The organism is Methylosoma difficile (assembly GCF_054657615.1).
Genome location: NZ_BAAHYJ010000001.1, coordinates 919,381 through 935,100 on the forward strand (window position 1 = coordinate 919,381; position 15,720 = coordinate 935,100).

Consider the following 15,720-nt stretch of genomic DNA (forward strand, 5'->3'; position numbering starts at 1 on the left):
TTTACTTCGTAAATCGATTTTTTTACCCTCCCCCCACAAACTAAGAGAAAAGCTATGAAAACCCCAATAAGCACCATTTTCCTTATCGCCTCTTTCGGCCTTTCCGCGCCCTGTTTTGCCGACTTTACAATGCCGCCAACCAAAGTGCCTATGGAAACATGCCTAAAGTTAGCCCAAGCCAAAAAACCAGGTGATACGGTAAAGCTGGAATTTAAACTAGAGCGCGGTACGCCGATTTATGAATTCAATGTGCTGGGTAGCGATGGCAAAGAATGGGAATTGGAATGCGATGCCAACCAAGGTTTATTGACCGAAATCGAGCAGGAAGTTGCCAGTGCCAATGACCCGCTATTTAAAGCCAAAGTAAAAATCAACGAAGACGAAGCCAGAAAGGTTGCCCTAAAAGCACATCCGGGTGAAATCACTGAAGTTGAATACGAAATTGAAGAAAATGGCGATGCGTCATATGAGTTCGACATCAAAACCAGCGACGGCGAAGTGAAGTTGGAAGTCGATGCCAGCACCGGAAAAATTGTTGAAAATAATGAGGTTGAAATTTATCAGATTGGTAAGGAGTAATTTGCTATCGCAGGATTGCAAAAGCGGTTTCAAATCTGAAGATAGGACAAGCTGAATCCAGCTGCCAAGGATGGCTTTTTGATAAAACATCAACCAAAACGCGAGCCCTCCCAATCAACCACGCCATCGTTTGATTTGTCGGGCAACGGCAAGCCTAGGGGAGCCAAAACAAACCCAAGGTCATCCATGTAGGCCAGCGGTTTTAGGCCTTCATTGGCTTTCATTTCGGCAGCTGAAATCAAGTTGCAACCCCTAAAAAGCGCATTGTCCACTTCCGTGCCATAAAAGCCGACACCATCTAATTTGGCAGCGAATAAATCCCTGGCGGTTTCCACATCCGTATACAAGATCTATTTCCTTCTTCCAAAACCCATTCGTCGATCAGGCGATTGTCATTCATCATGGCCTCAATTTCAGGTTAGGTAAACGCGTGGAAAAAGATGTTCATACTGATGGTGTCGCTTCTGTTTCAGTTATTTTTATATGTTTTTATTAACAAAGTGATCGCCAAAATACATCATCAGGCTAGTGCGGATTAGGCATCACAATTAGCTGTTTACCATTCCGCTATGCTATTTCAAAAGCTATCAAAAAATTTATCGGGTCAAAATAAACAGCAACTTAACGCGTTTGTAACAATAATTCTGGATAGTAGCGAAATTTTGTTAAGTTCCAAGCAGCAATAAGTAATCCATATTTCGCAAACTATAAAAACAGGAGAACAATAATGACCCAAACCAATGTCGATTTATCAACCTATGTCCGCGTAGGCCGTTACGATTTACCAGAACCCACCCGTACTTCCGCACCTGCCAACAGCGTACTGGCACAAGAAGTTTCTGCGGTTACTTATAATGCTGATACCGATACCTTATTTGTGGTTGGCGACGGCGGCACGTCTATCGTTCAAATCAGCAAAACGGGTGAATTGATCGATTCTATGACCTTGGCAACCGGTTCAAGCCCACAAGGCACAGAGTTTTATGATCCAGAAGGTTTGACTTACATTGGCGGCGGCAAGTTTGTCATGACTGAAGAGCGTGACCGTAATGTGGTTTCATTTACTTACACGCCTGACACCGTTTTGACCCGCGCCGATGCCCAAACCGTTGATCTGGGTACATTCTCGCCAAACCTCGGTCTTGAAGGTCTTTCTTACGATCCACAAACTGGCGGATTTATTATTGTTAAAGAAAAATCACCACTCGGTGTTTTTCAAACAGATGTCGATTTTGATGCTGGCACAGCGACTAACGGTTCATCTACAACTGAAAACTCGGTTGATTTGTTTGATCCTTCATTGACTGGTTTACTTGATATTGCCGATGTTTTTGCCTTGTCAAACTTGTCTTTCTTAGATGGTGAAACCGAATCCAGCAATTTACTCATCCTTAGCCAAGAAACTGGCACCATCATCAATATTGACCGTTCTGGCACTATTCATAGCACCCTCAACATCCAATCCGATGCAGGCAACCCATTAAGCATTGGCGCCCAGCAACATGAAGGCTTGACTATGGATAACGACGGTTATTTGTATGTGGTCAGCGAAAATGGCGGTGGCGATTTCGACCATCCACAATTGTGGGTGTATGCGCCTTCGTCGGTGGCTAACCAAGCACCAACTGCTTTGACTTTGAATAACCAAACCTCTGCAATCTTGGAAAACACCAGCACGGCTGTCCGCGTTAAAGTAGCGGATATTGCTATCACTGACGACGGCTTGGGTACTAACAACCTGGCTTTGACAGGTTCAGATGCCAGCTTCTTTGAAGTGGACAGCACAGGCCTTTACATCAAAGCGGGTACATCACTGGATTTCGAAACTAAGAACAGCTACAGCGTTACTGTGAATGTTGATGACGCTTCTGTAGGCAGCACGCCAGATGCCAGCGCCAATTTCACGTTTTCTGTGACAGACATCATCAATGAAAACCCAGCCAAACCCGTTTTGTACATTTCTGAAGTAGCGGCTTGGTCTAGCGGTAACAGCCCGATTGGCGTTGATTGGTTCGAAGTGACCAATTCTAGCTCGTCTGCTATCGACATCACTGGCTGGAAAATAGACGACGGCTCCAACTCTTTCGCTTCTGCCGCTACTCTAAACGGTATCACCAGCATTGCCGCTGGCGAATCGGTTATCTTTTTAGAAACCGCTGATCTTGCTGGTAAATCTGCCTTATTCTTGTCTACTTGGTTTGGTGCAAACGTACCGGTAGGCATAAAAATTGGTAACTACACAGGTTCAGGACTTGGCTTAAGCACAGGTGGCGATGCTGTCAATTTGTTTAACAGCAGCGGCGTATTGCAAGCCAATGTCGCTTTCGGTGCTTCGCCTGCTTCTGCTCCGTACGCGACATTCAATAACGCGGCTGGCCTTAATATCGCAACCATCATAGAATTGAGTGCTGTAGGTGTGAACGGTGCCAACACTGCGGTCAATGATGCCAATGAAATTGGCTCACCTGGCACAGTCGGCAAATTGTTTATCTCAGAAGTTGCACCTTGGTCTAGCGGAAGCAGTCCAGTCGGTGCTGATTGGTTTGAAGTGACCAATACCACCACTAGCGCAATAGACATCACTGGCTGGAAAATGGATGACAGCTCCGGCTCTTTTGCCGCCTCTGTTGCTCTTAGCGGCATCACTAGCATTGCTGCCGGTGAGTCGGTGATCTTTATTGAAACTGCTAACCTGACTCCTGCTAAAGAAGCCTTCTTGCAAACCTGGTTCGGCGCAAACCGCCCTGCGGGTCTGCAGATCGGCAGCTACACAGGTTCAGGTATTGGCTTAAGTACAGGTGGTGATGAGGTTAACTTGTACAACGCGGCTGGCCTGTTACAAGCCCGTGTTGTGTTTGGCGCATCCCCTTCAGGTACGTCTTTCCCAACCTTTGATAACACGGGTGCATTGAACAACACCACTATCTCAAACTTGAGTGCTGCGGGTAGCAACGGTGCTTTCAATGCTGTTAACGATAGCAAAGAAATTGGCTCACCTGGGTCAATCACTGCGGTTAACTACCCAGCTTCAGTGACTGTAAGCCAAGTAACCAGTGAACTTGCTGAAAATGCCGATACTACTAGCGCGATTAAAGTCGCTGACATTGTTGTCTCTGACATCAATAACCTCGGCACAAACCTACTGAGCGTAAGCGGTGCAGATGCAGGTCTATTTGAAATTATCGGCAACGAACTGTTCTTGAAAGCCGGTACAGTGTTGGATTACGAAACATTGACCAGCGTGAACGTGAGCGTGAATGTTGATGACAGCACGCTTGGCGCAACGCCAGATGATACCGAATCATTGACAGTTACCATTACCAACGTGGTCGGCATTTCTCCCGCCGCTTCCAATGCCGCCGTGCAAACAGGCACAAATGAAGAGGACACGCTGGTAGGCTTAAACCTTGCCAATACTTTGAATGGCCTTGGCGGAAACGATACCCTGATCGGCGGCAAAGGAAATGACATACTTAACGGTGGTGCGGGTAATGATATTTTCACCTATACAATCGTCAATGGCGCCGATGTTGTGGATGGTGGTGAAGGTTTCGACACCCTTAATATTGGCGGCAGTGCCACAGATGAAAAACTTGACGTCATTTATAATGGATCAGCAATCACCAATTTTGAAGGCGGTAGTGTTGCCAACGTTGAGTCAATTACCGCTGACTTATTGGGCGGCTCTGACACCTTAAGCTATATTGGTTCGGTTGCTGGCATCCAGGTAGACCTTTTAAATAACACGGCTTCCGGTTTCACAGCAATTGCAGGCATTGAGAATGTCGTCGGTGGAAATGGAAACGACACGTTGATCGGCGATGGCTCTGTAAATCGGTTAAGAGGCCATTTAGGCGATGATACCTACATTGTTAACGATGGCGATATCATCATTGAGGGCAATGCCGGCGGTACTGACAGTGTGTTTACTGACAGCAATACGTTCACACTTGCCGCTTTTGTTGAAAATCTGACATTTACAGGCACAGGGGATTTTATTGGCACAGGCAATGATCGGGCCAATGCCATCAATGGCGGTGCTGGTAACGATACAATCAATGCTAATGGCGGCAACGATATGATCAACGGCGGGGCTGGCAATGACGTGATGGATGGGGGCTTAGGAAGCGATACCTTCTTGTTCTACCCAAGTGTTGCAGGCTTTGGAAATGACATCATCAATGGTTTCGATGCCAAAGCCATTGGCGGACAAGATATGTTGGACATTTCAGGTCTTGGCATATCCGCCGATACTTTTGCATCGGCTGTCGTCATTACTAATGATGGTTTTGATACCTTGGTAACAATCGGCACGGACACAATCCAGCTTATTGGTGTCAATGGCGTTGGTGCAAATGCCATCACCCAGCAAGATTTCTTGTTAGCATAAGTATCTGCATAATAGCAGCTGAACTTCCGGGCCAATCAGGTTTGGCTTGATTGGCCCGGAATATAAGTTTGTACATTACCTGTTTTTTTTATGATGAAAACAGGCAATGCTTTCGTTTATCGGTTGGTTATTGCCGAAGAATCCAATAGTGGCTTCTTCGGCTTAACAAGCCGTCAAAAACAGATGTGTTTTTGACGAAGCAATACCCCAAAATTTTAGGCCGAAGCCTCTTCCTTAACGGCATAATGACTTTCGATATACCGCTCGACAATTTCTTGGAACTCTTCGGCAATCCTATCGCCTTTTAGGGTGACGGTTTTCTCGCCATCTTCATAAACCGGTGCGACAGGGGTTTCGCCGGTACCAGGCAAGCTGATGCCAATGTTGGCGCTTTTGCTTTCACCAGGGCCGTTGACCACACAACCCATCACCGCCACTTCCATTGCTTCAACGCCCGGATATTTGCTGCGCCAAACCGGCATTTGGTCGCGCAGATAGCCTTGGATGTCCATCGCCAGTTTTTGGAAATAATCGCTGGTGGTGCGTCCGCAACCTGGGCAAGAAATAACCATCGGCGTAAACGAACGGAAACCCATGGTTTGCAAAATTTCTTGCGCGACGATCACTTCTTGCGTTCTTGACGCGCCAGGTTCTGGCGTTAAAGAAATACGGATGGTGTCGCCAATGCCTTGTTGCATCAATACCGACAAAGCCGCCGCCGACGAAACAATGCCTTTTGATCCCATGCCCGCTTCGGTCAAGCCTAAATGCAAGGCGTAATCGCAACGGCTGGAGAGGTCTTCGTAGATATTGATAAGCTCTTGCACGTTACTGATTTTGCAAGACAAGAGGATTTTGTCTTTGCTAAGCCCCAATTCTTCGGCTTTCGCGGCACTTTCCAACGCCGACAGCACGATGGCTTTGCGGGTAATGGCTGCCAGTGGTTCTGGGTTTGCCAGCAAACGGTTTTCGTCCAACAAGCGTGTTAACACCGCCTGATCCAAACTACCGCCGTTCACACCAATACGCACCGGCTTGTTGTATTGGCAAGCAAACTCAATCATTTGCTGGAATTGCGGATCGCGGCTTTTGCCACGGCCTACGTTGCCTGGGTTGATGCGGTATTTATCCAAGGCCATGGCGCAATCGGGATACTTTTCCAGCAGCTTATGACCGTTAAAATGGAAGTCGCCAACAATGGGTACAGAAAAACCTTTTCTGTCCAATTGGTTGCGGATTTCGGCAACGGCTTTGGCTGCTTCTTCGGAATTGACGGTAATACGGACAATTTCCGAACCGGCGGTAGACAATTCCATGATTTGGTTGACGGTTGCCTTGATGTCGGCAGTGTCGGTATTGGTCATCGACTGCACCACAATCGGTGCGCCGCCGCCAACTTTCACATTGCCAATCATGACGGGATGGGTGATTTTTCTGAAGCTAATAGGCATAAACTAAATCTTAATAAAAGGTTGCAGTTGTTTGGCAATTATACGTTATCCCTTTGCTTTGGCAGAGCTATTTTCAAGAGGCAGGGCACAGGCCAAAAGTTGGGCAAGTCGGCTTGGCGTAACGGGATGCTGTAAAATGCCCGGACATCCAAAATTCAAAAGGTTGGCAATGGTGAGTAAGGTGATTAAGACAGCGATGATAAGCAGCACGGCGTTGGATTTGCCGGAACACCGCAAGCAAGCTATGGATGCTTGTTTACGCCAAGGTATTTTTCCCAAAGCGATGGAACATCTTCCCGCCCGTGATGCCGATGCGATCAAGGTATCGCTGGAAATGGTCGATGTCGCTGACATTTACATCGGCATTTATGCCTGGCGCTACGGGCATGTTCCCGAAGGCCATGACATTTCAGTTACTGAAATGGAATTCAACCACGCCGTCAAACGCGGCATACCGATATTGGTGTTTCTCATCCACAAAGACCATGCCTTAACCATCGACATGGTGGAAACCCGCCCCGGCGCACAAGAAAAACTCGCCGCCCTCAAAGACAAAGCCTGCGAAGGCCGAGGCCGCGCCGAATTCAAATCCCCCGAAGACTTACGCGCCGAAATCGTCCATGCCCTAGGCGAAGAACTCAAACGCCAACAAACCGAATCCGGCAAACCGCCAACCCCACAATTCCACCCCACCAGCCACATCCCCAAAGCCCCCGAAACCTACATCGCTCACCCGTACACCTTGCTGCAAAGCAAAAACGTGGTCGGGCGGCAAGCCGAACTGAATTTACTCACCGATTGGGTGACTCGCAACCAGCAAGTGCCAGCCGATGTGCGCCTGTTCAACGTCGTCGCCATCGGCGGCATGGGTAAAAGCGCGTTGACGTGGAAATGGTTTAACGACATCGCCCCGCTGGAACTGCCCAAACTGGCAGGCCGCTTGTGGTGGAGCTTTTACGAAAGCGATGCTCATTACGAAAACTTCATCATCCGCGCCTTGGCTTACATAGCTGGCATTTCGGAACAAGACAGCCGCAGCTTGCCGCCACCGGAGCGCGAAGAGCGCTTGTTCCGTTGCTTGGATGAACAACCGTTTTTGCTGGTGCTGGATGGTTTGGAACGCATCCTGCTTGCCTATGCGCGTATGGATGCGGCTTACATAGCGGATGACGATTTGGACGAACGCACCGCCAATCAACTCGCCGCTGCATACGGTTTGCCGGACAACATTAAAGAAACTTATCTGGAAAAACACCGCCTACGCCGCTGCGCCGACCCACGCGCCGGACGCTTCCTGCGTCGCCTCGCCCAAGTCCGCGCTAGCCGCGTGTTGATTTCTACGCGCTTGTATCCGGCAGAATTGCAAAGCCAAACCGCACAACCGTTGCCGGGTTGTTTTGCCGTGTTTTTGGAAGGTTTGAAAGATGACGACGCGCTCAACCTGTGGCGGGAATTCGGTGTCAGCGGTGCGCGGGATGATTTGCTGCCCGTGTTCAACGCCTTCGGCAACTACCCACTGTTGCTACGCGCCTTGGCGGGTGAAATCGCCGATTACCGCCCAGCTCCAGGCGATTTTGGACGCTGGCGAAAAGCCAATCCCAAATTTGACCCAACGCGTTTGGATTTGAAAAATGCCAAAACCCATGTACTGCAATACGCCTTGCAAGGTTTGGGCGAGGTGCAAAAGCAGGTGCTGCATACCTTGGCGGCATTTCGGATGCCTGCGGGTTGGGAGACTTTGGAGTCATTGTTCAATAAATTCCAAGAAAGCGGAACCGACCAACAACACGACAATGAAGAAGAAACACGTCATTCCGGCAGGGACTGCCGGAATCCAGAACACAGGGATGTGAATAATGAAAACAATCCAGTTGCAGATTGCCATCCTTGGCCTCTGGATTCGCTAACGCGGTCTGACGGCTCCGGCAATCCCTGCCGGAATGACGGCTCACCACAATCAAGAGAACAAACCCTTGACCAAATTCTCACCGAACTTGAAGACCGTGGCCTAGTCGGTTGGGACAGACGCGCCAACCGCTACGACCTGCACCCCATCGCGCGCGGTGTGGTGTGGGCGGCACTGGCAGACAACGCCCGCCAAACAGTTTTCAGCCAATTGCACGGCTATTTTGATGCCGCACCCAGACCGCCGAATTACTTAGAAGTCGAAAGCCTGGAAGACCTGACCCCCGCCATCGAGTTATACCATACCCTGATCGGCTTGGGGCGTTACGACGATGCCTTTGTTGTATTTCGGGATCATCTCGACTATGCCATGCTATGGCGATTAAGTGCTAGTCGGCAACGGGTGGAATGGCTGGAACGTTTGTTTCCTGACGGTTGGCAAGCCCTACCAAGCTTAGCTAGTGCGCGGGATTCTAGTTGTGCGCTGAATGCGCTGGGTCAGGCTTATCTATTCAGTGGCGAACTCGCCCGCGCCGCGCTGCTGCTTCGCCGAAAAGTGGACATTGACGAAGCTGAGCAGGATGAGAACAACGCTGCTGTTGGCCTTTGCAATCTGTCCGATGGATTACTGATGTCCGGGCAGTTGCGGGCTGCCGAAACGTCGGTGATGCGAGCCTTGACGATTAGCCGGAAAAATGAAAACGGTATTCAGGCAGGTATCGGTGAACGATGGCGAGGCTCCGTCCTCGCCGCCCGTGGAATCGCCGATGCTGCCGAAACCGCCCTACGCCGTTCCTTAGCCATCTTTCTTGCTGAACAAGTGCAACAAAGCGAAGGTGTGGATAACGCTTATCTCGCCCAGCAGCAACTCTGGCAACACCAACCCGCTGCCGCATTGCCGCTGGCTAACCGCGCTTGGGAATTGGCAAAAATCCGGCGCCATGAATGCGACTTCATCCGTGCCGCCCGCCTTCAAGGCGAAGCCGCCTTAGGCTTAAACGACCTAGCCACCGCCGAAGAACGCCTACACCACGCCCTAAACCGCGCCCGCGCCGTCAACTTCGTCGAAGAAGAACTCCCCGCCCTGACTGCCTTAGCCGAATTGCACCGCCGCCGCGAAGACTACGCCACCGCCCGCGATTTGCTGGAACAAGTCTGGGATGCCGCCGAACACGGCCCGTATCCGCTGGTGCACGCCGATGCCCGCAACGTCCTCGCGCAAATCGAACGCGACCAAGTCAACATACCAGCCGCTATTGCCGCCGCGACGCGCGCCTACCAACTCGCCTGGTGCGACGGCCCGCCTTACGCCTACCACTTCGGCCTAAGCAACGCCCGCCGCCATCTGCAAGCACTCGGCGCACCCGAACCCGATCTACCACCGTTTGATGAATCAAAATACGAACCGATGCCGGAGGTGGAATTGAATCCGCGTGATGAGTTTTATGTGGATTTGGATAATTTGGCTGATGGTTGCTAGAAATAACCGGAAATGTTGGGTTGCCAAACGGCAGGCAATCCAACCTACGCCTAGCCCACCAACTTAAAAAACTCGCTTTCGGCTACGATGTCGGCATTATCCACGACCCTGTCCAAATAGACTTTGCCGTCTAAATGGTCGTATTCGTGTTGGAAAACACGGGCGACGAATCCTGATAAAACCATCGTAACGGCTTGGCCTTGGCTGTCGAGGTAGTCAATGCTGATGTCGGTATAGCGCGGCACCAAGGCGCGGATGCCGGGAATGCTGAGGCAGCCTTCCCAGCCTTTTTCTTGGGCTTCGGACAGTGGAGTAAAGCTGGGGTTTATCATCACGGTCGGTTGCATCAGTGGCGCATACGGGTAACGGGTTGTAGGGCGCGAGGCGACGATGATTAGCCGTTTCGACACACCCATTTGCGGTGCCGCCAAACCGACGCCTTGGCTATTGGCCAAGGTGGTTTTCAGGGTTTCAATGAGTTGGCGAATGCCATCGCAATGGATGTCGTCAACCGCTTCGGCAATCTGCCGCAGCACCGGTGCGCCCAGTTGGGCAATTTCAGCCATTGCGCTCATATCAGCCCTGTAACTCCCTTAATAACATGGTTTGCGCCTGAATAGTTTCACCGCCCTCTTTCAGTTTGGCGCGTTGGTAGCTGCCATCGGGTTGCAATAGCCAAACTTGGTTGTTGTCTTGCAGATACCAGTCCAGATCATGCAGGATGCGCATCTGCAATTTTTTGTTTTCAATGGGGAAACAGATTTCCACGCGTTTGAACATGTTGCGGCTCATCAAATCGGCGCTGGAGGCAAACACTTCGCGGTTGCCGTCGTTATGGAACACGTAGATGCGGGCGTGTTCCAAAAACCGCCCGACAATGGCGCGCACTTCAATGTTTTCTGACAAGCCCGGAATACCGGGCCTTAAGCAGCATACGCCACGGACAATCAGTTTGATGACCACGCCGGCTTGCGAAGCCCGGTAGAAGGCTTTAATCAGCTGGTCTTCCACGACCGCATTCACTTGAATGATGATTTTGGCGGGTTTGCCGTTTTCGGCGTGATGGATTTCGCGCTCGATTTTATCCAGCAAGGCTTTGTGCAAGGTAAACGGCGATTGCAGCAGTTTGTTGAGTTTGGTCACTTTGCCCAAGCTGGTCAGCTGGGCGAATACTCGGCGCACGTCTTCGCCCAATTCCTTGTCGCAAGAGAACAAACCGTAATCGGTGTAAAGCTGTGCGGTTTTGGGGTGGTAATTGCCGGTACCCAAATGCACGTAATTGCGTAGCTCGCCACCTTCACGGCGCAACACCAAGCACATTTTGGCGTGGGTTTTGTAACCCACGACGCCATACACCACATGCACGGCGGCTTCTTGCAGTTTGGAGGCCAAGTCGATATTGGCTTTTTCGTCAAAGCGGGCGCGCAGCTCAATGACCACGGTCACTTCTTTACCGGCGCGAGCCGCTTTGATGAGCGCGGCAACAATCGGCGAATCGGCACCGGTGCGGTATAAGGTTTGTTTGATCGCCAACACTTCCGGCGCAACCGCCGCTTGGCGCAGGAATTCAACCACGGGTGTGAAGGCTTCAAACGGATGGTGCAGCAAAATATCGTTGCGGCGGATGGCGGCAAACATGTCTTTGTTGCGTCCAAATTGCGCCGGAGTGCTGGGTTTGAAGGTGGGGAACTTTAAATCGGGGCGGTCGGTAATCAGTGCCGACAATTCTTGGGCGCGGTTCAGGTTGACCGGGCCATTGACGCGGTACAAGCGGTCTTCGGTCAGGTTAAAGCGATCCAGCAAAAACTCCACGGTGTCGTCGGCGCATTCGGCATCAATTTCAAGACGCACTTCGTCGCCATAATTACGCATCGCCAATTCACCTTCCACCGCCAGCAGCAAATCGTCGATGGCATCGTCGTCAACGAAAAAGTCACTGTTGCGGGTTACCCGAAATTGGTAGCAGCCTTTCACGGTCATGCCGTGGAACAGTTCGTTAACAAAGGCGTGGATGACCGATGACAAAAACACAAAATCATACGGGCCGCTGTGGGTTTCGGTTTGCGGCAGGCGGATCACCCGTGGTAGCGAGCGTGGTGCTTGCAAAACGGCGCGTCCGCTGTTGCGCCCAAAAGCGTCTTTGCCGGTCAGCGAGATGATGAAGTTTAAGCTTTTGTTGAGGATGCGCGGGAACGGATGCGCCGAGTCCAAGCCCACTGGCGTCAGGATGGGCATGAGTTCTTGGTTGAAGTATTTTTCCAGCCATTTGTGTTGGATTGGACTCCAATCTTTGCGGCGGATGAAGCGGATGTTTTCTTTTGCCAATTCCGGAATCAGTACGTCATTCAAGACTTGGTATTGCTCATCGACCAAGGCATGGGCGTGGGTGGAGATTTGTTCAAGCTGTTCGCCGGGTGTAAAGCCATCAACGCCGACGGCTTTGGGGTCAATTTCCGCCATTTCGATGATACTGGCAACGCGCACTTCAAAAAACTCGTCCAAGTTGGAGGAGGAAATGCATAAGTAATTGAGCCGTTCCAGCAGCGGCACTTGCTCGTTTTTGGCTTGTGCCAACACCCGCCGGTTGAACGCCAGCAGGCTTAAGTCGCGGTTGATGTAGTATTCCGGTTGGTTGATGTCAATCTCTGGTTTGCTGCTTTTATCGTCCATTTTGAGCCTGTGGGGTGTGCGGTTACGACACCACGCCGGTAATAAGTACATGCCGGTCGCTGGTCTGTTCAAGGTGTAGGGGTAAATTGGCATCGTGCAATTGCTGGCGGATTTCATCCAGCTCGAAGGCTGCCAGCAGGGATTGGTAAAAATCGCGCTGCAAAAGGGCAGGTTCGTTAGCGGCGTAGGTTTGCACCAGCGCCTTAGCCTGTGCAGTGCTGGTCGGGCGCAACAAGTCCATGACCACAATGCGCGTACCCGGTTCCGAATAGCGTTTAATGGTTTGCCATAAGGCGTGCGGATCAGGTAAATGGTGCAGCAGGCTATTGCAGAAGATAAGCGGGTAATGGGCATGGGGCAATAGCAAATGAGGCAGCAAGCCTTTTATAAAATGCAGCCGTGGCGATACGCTGGCAGGCACATGGTTTTGTGCATAATTTAGCATGGCCTCGGCACCGTCAACAGCATGGACTTGGCAATTTGGAAAAGCCTGTGCAAAACGCTGGCTAATGTCGCCAGGGCCGCAACCTAAATCTAAGGCCGTGCCGTTAAATTCAGGTTCTGCGATAAAGGCGGCAAGGCGCTCGATGAACTGGTTGTGCGGAACGGAAAAATCGGCTTCCGCATAAGCCTTGACCTGTTCAGGGTCATCCATCAATTCGGGTTCTAACACGCGCTGCATGGTGAAAATCCTCGTTTGCCTTGCAAGCCGCCGGTGTGGATCGCCAGCAGCCGTTGCCCAGGTTTAAAATAGTTTTTCTTAATTAAATCATAGATGCCAAACAACAGCTTGCCGGTGTAGACAGGCTCCAAGGCGATACCGGTTTGGGCTTCGAATGCGTCGATAAAGGCCAGCAGCCCCGCAGAGGCTTCCCCAAAACCACCGCCGTGGTAATCCAAATGGATATGCCAGTTGCCGTAGGGTTTGTCCAGTAATGCGCTGACATCGGCGTTTAAGAATCCGGCCTTTTTTAAGGCGGCAAAGCCTTGCACAGAGACCGAGGCTGGCGCGTGTTTTATCAATCCCGCCAACGTGGTTCCCGTACCGCAGGCCACACAGATCACATCAAACGGCTGGTTAATTTCTGCCAACAATTCGCCAATGCCTTGCAAAGCCAAACTTTGTGCGCCTCCTTCCGGCAACCAATACTGGCCTGCACTTAACTGGGGCAAATCATAGCAGCCTTTATAGGTTCTGAGTGTGCGATATTCGCTTCTGGACACAAACTGAAGGGTCATGCCGAATTTTTGCAGGTCTTGTAAGGTTGGCGTCAACTTTTCCGATGCCTCGCCCCGAATAAAACCCAAGGTTTTCAAACCCAATGCCTGACCGACAAAGGCCAAGGCATGTAGATGGTTGGAATACGCGCCGCCCATGCTGACCAGCGTATCGGCGTTTTCGGACAAGGCATGGTCGATGATGTATTTCAGCTTGCGCCATTTGTTGCCGGAAATGATGGGATGCAGCAAATCGTCGCGCTTAAGCCATAGCTCAATGCCGTAGCGATCAAGCAGCGGATCGTCGATTTTGCTTAAGATGGAAGGCTTAAACGATTGTTCTAATTGCAGTAATGAACGGTGCATGAGGTGCTATTCAGGGTTAAAAGCTGATTTTAACCCCGATTAAAAAAGTGTGCGGCACTATTAGGCGGCTTCCCACATCCCCGTCATGCCAACATAATTCGGCAAGGCTTGAATGCGGCGCAGCCAGGCGAGTATCGCCGGATACGGGCTAAGGTCAACTTTGCCTTCCGGCGCTAAAGCGATGTACGGGTAAATGGCAAGGTCGGCGATGGTGATGTGGTCGAGCGCCAGCCAGTCGTTGGCGGTTAATTGCGCTTCCAAAATCGCCAGCAGGTTGGCGGTGATTTGCTCGGATTCGGCAACGTTAATTTCCCGACCAAATTTGTAATGCACGCGCAGACGGCTCGGTCCCCACGCTAGTTCGTTGGCGGAGGTTGCCAGCCACGCCATCACTTGCGCGAGCGCTTGCGGTTCGTTCGGCAGCCAATCAGCACCGCCGTATTGCCGCGCCAAATACACCAAAATGGCGTTGCTGTCGCGCAGGGAAAAATCGCCATCGACCAATACCGGCACTTGCCCGAACGGGTTCATGGCTAAAAATTCGGCGGTTTTGTGTTGTTTGTTTAAGCCATCGACGGCGATGCCTTCATAGTCCAAACCCAGAAAAGACAGCAGCATCCGAGCTTTGTGGGCGTTGCCGGAAACGGCGAATTGGTAAAGTTTTAGCATGGGGGATTCTCCGGTTGTGGTTTTTTTACAGGTATTTTTGACTATCGTTCCCACGTCACTGCCATTAAGTTAAGGAAAAAATTATATGAACCAGAGGCTTAAACCGTTCGTGCTGAGCTTGTCGAAGCATGAATGGTTTAAGTTTCTGCTCCCGGATTTTTCCGTTCATCCTTCGACAAGCTCAGGACGAACGGAAAAATCCGGGAGCAAAGTCATAGTCTTAGGATGTGCTGAGGAACGAAGCGCATCTGTCGAGTTTTACGCGATTGATGCGCCTCCTATCGTCGGTACATCCTATAATTATCCTATTGAAAAACAATAATAAATCTTTAACTTAATGGCAGTGACGCTCCCGCGTAGGAACTATAAGCTTTATCGGGTCTCGTTCACACCAACTGCTTCAAGCGTTCAATTTCCGCCATCAATGGCACTACCATTTCCTCCACTTGCGCTTGGCTGTAACGCGGGGTGATGTGTTGCGGGCAGTTCCAATCCAAGGCTTCGATATGAATGATAATGCCGCGCTCCACTCGCGCCCGATAGGTCGGCACTTCCAATTGCGCTAGTAATTCGGGTTCGGTATCGGCATGGGCGATGCGTACCGTTCCCCAGATTTTTAGGCGTTGCCGATTGGCGTAATCCATCAAAATCAGCGAGATGCGGTTATTGGCTTGTAGATTGCCGATGCTCAGATATTGCACATTACCGCGAAAATCGGCAAAGCCCAGCGTCCGCGCGTCCAGCACTTTTAAAAAACCGACTGGGCCGCCGCGATGCTGCACATAAGGCCAGCCGGATTCGGAAACCGTGGCTTGGTAAAAACTGTCGCGTTGGGCGATAAACTCGATTTCCTGCTCGGTCAATTGGTTACGCGGATCGGTCGCCAATTCAAAATGGCTATTGCGCTCGCGGCTGCCGTAGTGGCTTTGCGCGGCTTTCACGCTGGGCGTAAAGGTGATGTCTGCAAAGGCGGTTGCCATCGGATTGCTCCG

11 protein-coding genes are annotated in these 15,720 nt (G+C 50.9%); 3 read left to right on the top strand and 8 right to left on the bottom strand.

Translation table 11 applies throughout. From position 1 onward, the window contains the following. Positions 1-54 precede the first annotated feature (54 nt). Complete coding sequence (locus tag ACYQ1O_RS04490; protein WP_459990435.1) at positions 55-579, top strand: PepSY domain-containing protein; 525 nt, start codon at positions 55-57, stop codon at positions 577-579. Positions 580-668: 89 nt separating this feature from the next. Here ACYQ1O_RS04490 and ACYQ1O_RS04495 read toward each other — a convergent pair whose 3' ends face one another. Continuing rightward, positions 669-926, bottom strand: coding sequence for a hypothetical protein (locus tag ACYQ1O_RS04495; RefSeq protein ID WP_459990436.1), 258 nt, complete (start codon positions 924-926; stop codon positions 669-671). 380 nt (positions 927-1,306) lie between these two features. Here ACYQ1O_RS04495 and ACYQ1O_RS04500 point away from each other — a divergent pair, with 380 nt between their 5' ends. Then, entirely contained in the window at positions 1,307-4,969 is a 3,663-nt protein-coding gene (locus ACYQ1O_RS04500) for an SdiA-regulated domain-containing protein (protein ID WP_459990437.1), read from the top strand. 215 nt (positions 4,970-5,184) lie between these two features. On the opposite strand, the gene ispG is transcribed toward ACYQ1O_RS04500, so the two are convergent. Beyond that, on the bottom strand, positions 5,185-6,420 hold the full coding sequence (gene ispG / locus ACYQ1O_RS04505) for a flavodoxin-dependent (E)-4-hydroxy-3-methylbut-2-enyl-diphosphate synthase (protein ID WP_459990438.1): 1,236 nt from the start codon (positions 6,418-6,420) through the stop codon (positions 5,185-5,187). 136 nt (positions 6,421-6,556) lie between these two features. Between ispG and ACYQ1O_RS04510 the strand changes: the two genes are divergently transcribed. Then, positions 6,557-9,805 carry a DUF4062 domain-containing protein gene (locus tag ACYQ1O_RS04510; RefSeq protein ID WP_459990439.1) on the top strand — a complete coding sequence of 1,083 codons (3,249 nt, stop codon included), beginning with the start codon at positions 6,557-6,559 and terminating at the stop codon, positions 9,803-9,805. Between the two features lie 50 nt (positions 9,806-9,855). Here the strand turns inward: ACYQ1O_RS04510 and def are convergent, their stop codons facing one another. The 6 genes from def to ACYQ1O_RS04540 all read right to left on the bottom strand — a co-directional run bounded on the left by def (position 9,856) and on the right by ACYQ1O_RS04540 (position 15,708). Next, the gene (gene def / locus ACYQ1O_RS04515; RefSeq protein ID WP_459990440.1) at positions 9,856-10,380 is read right to left on the bottom strand and encodes a peptide deformylase; all 525 of its coding nucleotides are present in this window, start codon (positions 10,378-10,380) and stop codon (positions 9,856-9,858) included. Position 10,381: 1 nt separating this feature from the next. Next, positions 10,382-12,475 carry a polyphosphate kinase 1 gene (gene ppk1, locus ACYQ1O_RS04520; RefSeq protein ID WP_459990441.1) on the bottom strand — a complete coding sequence of 698 codons (2,094 nt, stop codon included), beginning with the start codon at positions 12,473-12,475 and terminating at the stop codon, positions 10,382-10,384. Positions 12,476-12,497: 22 nt separating this feature from the next. Next, positions 12,498-13,157 carry a class I SAM-dependent methyltransferase gene (locus ACYQ1O_RS04525; protein ID WP_459990442.1) on the bottom strand — a complete coding sequence of 220 codons (660 nt, stop codon included), beginning with the start codon at positions 13,155-13,157 and terminating at the stop codon, positions 12,498-12,500. After that, positions 13,142-14,059, bottom strand: coding sequence for a 1-aminocyclopropane-1-carboxylate deaminase/D-cysteine desulfhydrase (locus tag ACYQ1O_RS04530; protein ID WP_459990443.1), 918 nt, complete (start codon positions 14,057-14,059; stop codon positions 13,142-13,144). Before ACYQ1O_RS04530 ends, ACYQ1O_RS04525 begins: the two co-directional genes overlap by 16 nt. A 60-nt stretch (positions 14,060-14,119) precedes the next feature. Continuing rightward, complete coding sequence (locus ACYQ1O_RS04535) at positions 14,120-14,728, bottom strand: glutathione S-transferase family protein (RefSeq protein ID WP_459990444.1); 609 nt, start codon at positions 14,726-14,728, stop codon at positions 14,120-14,122. A 386-nt stretch (positions 14,729-15,114) separates the two neighbouring features. Beyond that, positions 15,115-15,708: a pyridoxamine 5'-phosphate oxidase family protein gene (locus ACYQ1O_RS04540; RefSeq protein ID WP_459990445.1), complete on the bottom strand. Its 594-nt coding sequence runs from the start codon at positions 15,706-15,708 to the stop codon at positions 15,115-15,117. Positions 15,709-15,720 lie beyond the last annotated feature (12 nt).

What these genes read in the sequence shown, in the direction of transcription:
- ACYQ1O_RS04500 (WP_459990437.1), top strand. Translation starts at nt 1,307, where the DNA reads ATGACCCAAACCAATGTCGATTTATCAACCTATGTCCGCGTAGGCCGT.
- def (WP_459990440.1), bottom strand. Translation starts at nt 10,380, where the DNA reads ATGAGCGCAATGGCTGAAATTGCCCAACTGGGCGCACCGGTGCTGCGG.
- ppk1 (WP_459990441.1), bottom strand. Translation starts at nt 12,475, where the DNA reads ATGGACGATAAAAGCAGCAAACCAGAGATTGACATCAACCAACCGGAA.
- ACYQ1O_RS04530 (WP_459990443.1), bottom strand. Translation starts at nt 14,059, where the DNA reads ATGCACCGTTCATTACTGCAATTAGAACAATCGTTTAAGCCTTCCATC.
- ACYQ1O_RS04535 (WP_459990444.1), bottom strand. Translation starts at nt 14,728, where the DNA reads ATGCTAAAACTTTACCAATTCGCCGTTTCCGGCAACGCCCACAAAGCT.
- ACYQ1O_RS04525 (WP_459990442.1), bottom strand. Translation starts at nt 13,157, where the DNA reads ATGCAGCGCGTGTTAGAACCCGAATTGATGGATGACCCTGAACAGGTC.
- ACYQ1O_RS04510 (WP_459990439.1), top strand. Translation starts at nt 6,557, where the DNA reads ATGCCCGGACATCCAAAATTCAAAAGGTTGGCAATGGTGAGTAAGGTG.
- ACYQ1O_RS04490 (WP_459990435.1), top strand. Translation starts at nt 55, where the DNA reads ATGAAAACCCCAATAAGCACCATTTTCCTTATCGCCTCTTTCGGCCTT.
- ispG (WP_459990438.1), bottom strand. Translation starts at nt 6,420, where the DNA reads ATGCCTATTAGCTTCAGAAAAATCACCCATCCCGTCATGATTGGCAAT.
- ACYQ1O_RS04540 (WP_459990445.1), bottom strand. Translation starts at nt 15,708, where the DNA reads ATGGCAACCGCCTTTGCAGACATCACCTTTACGCCCAGCGTGAAAGCC.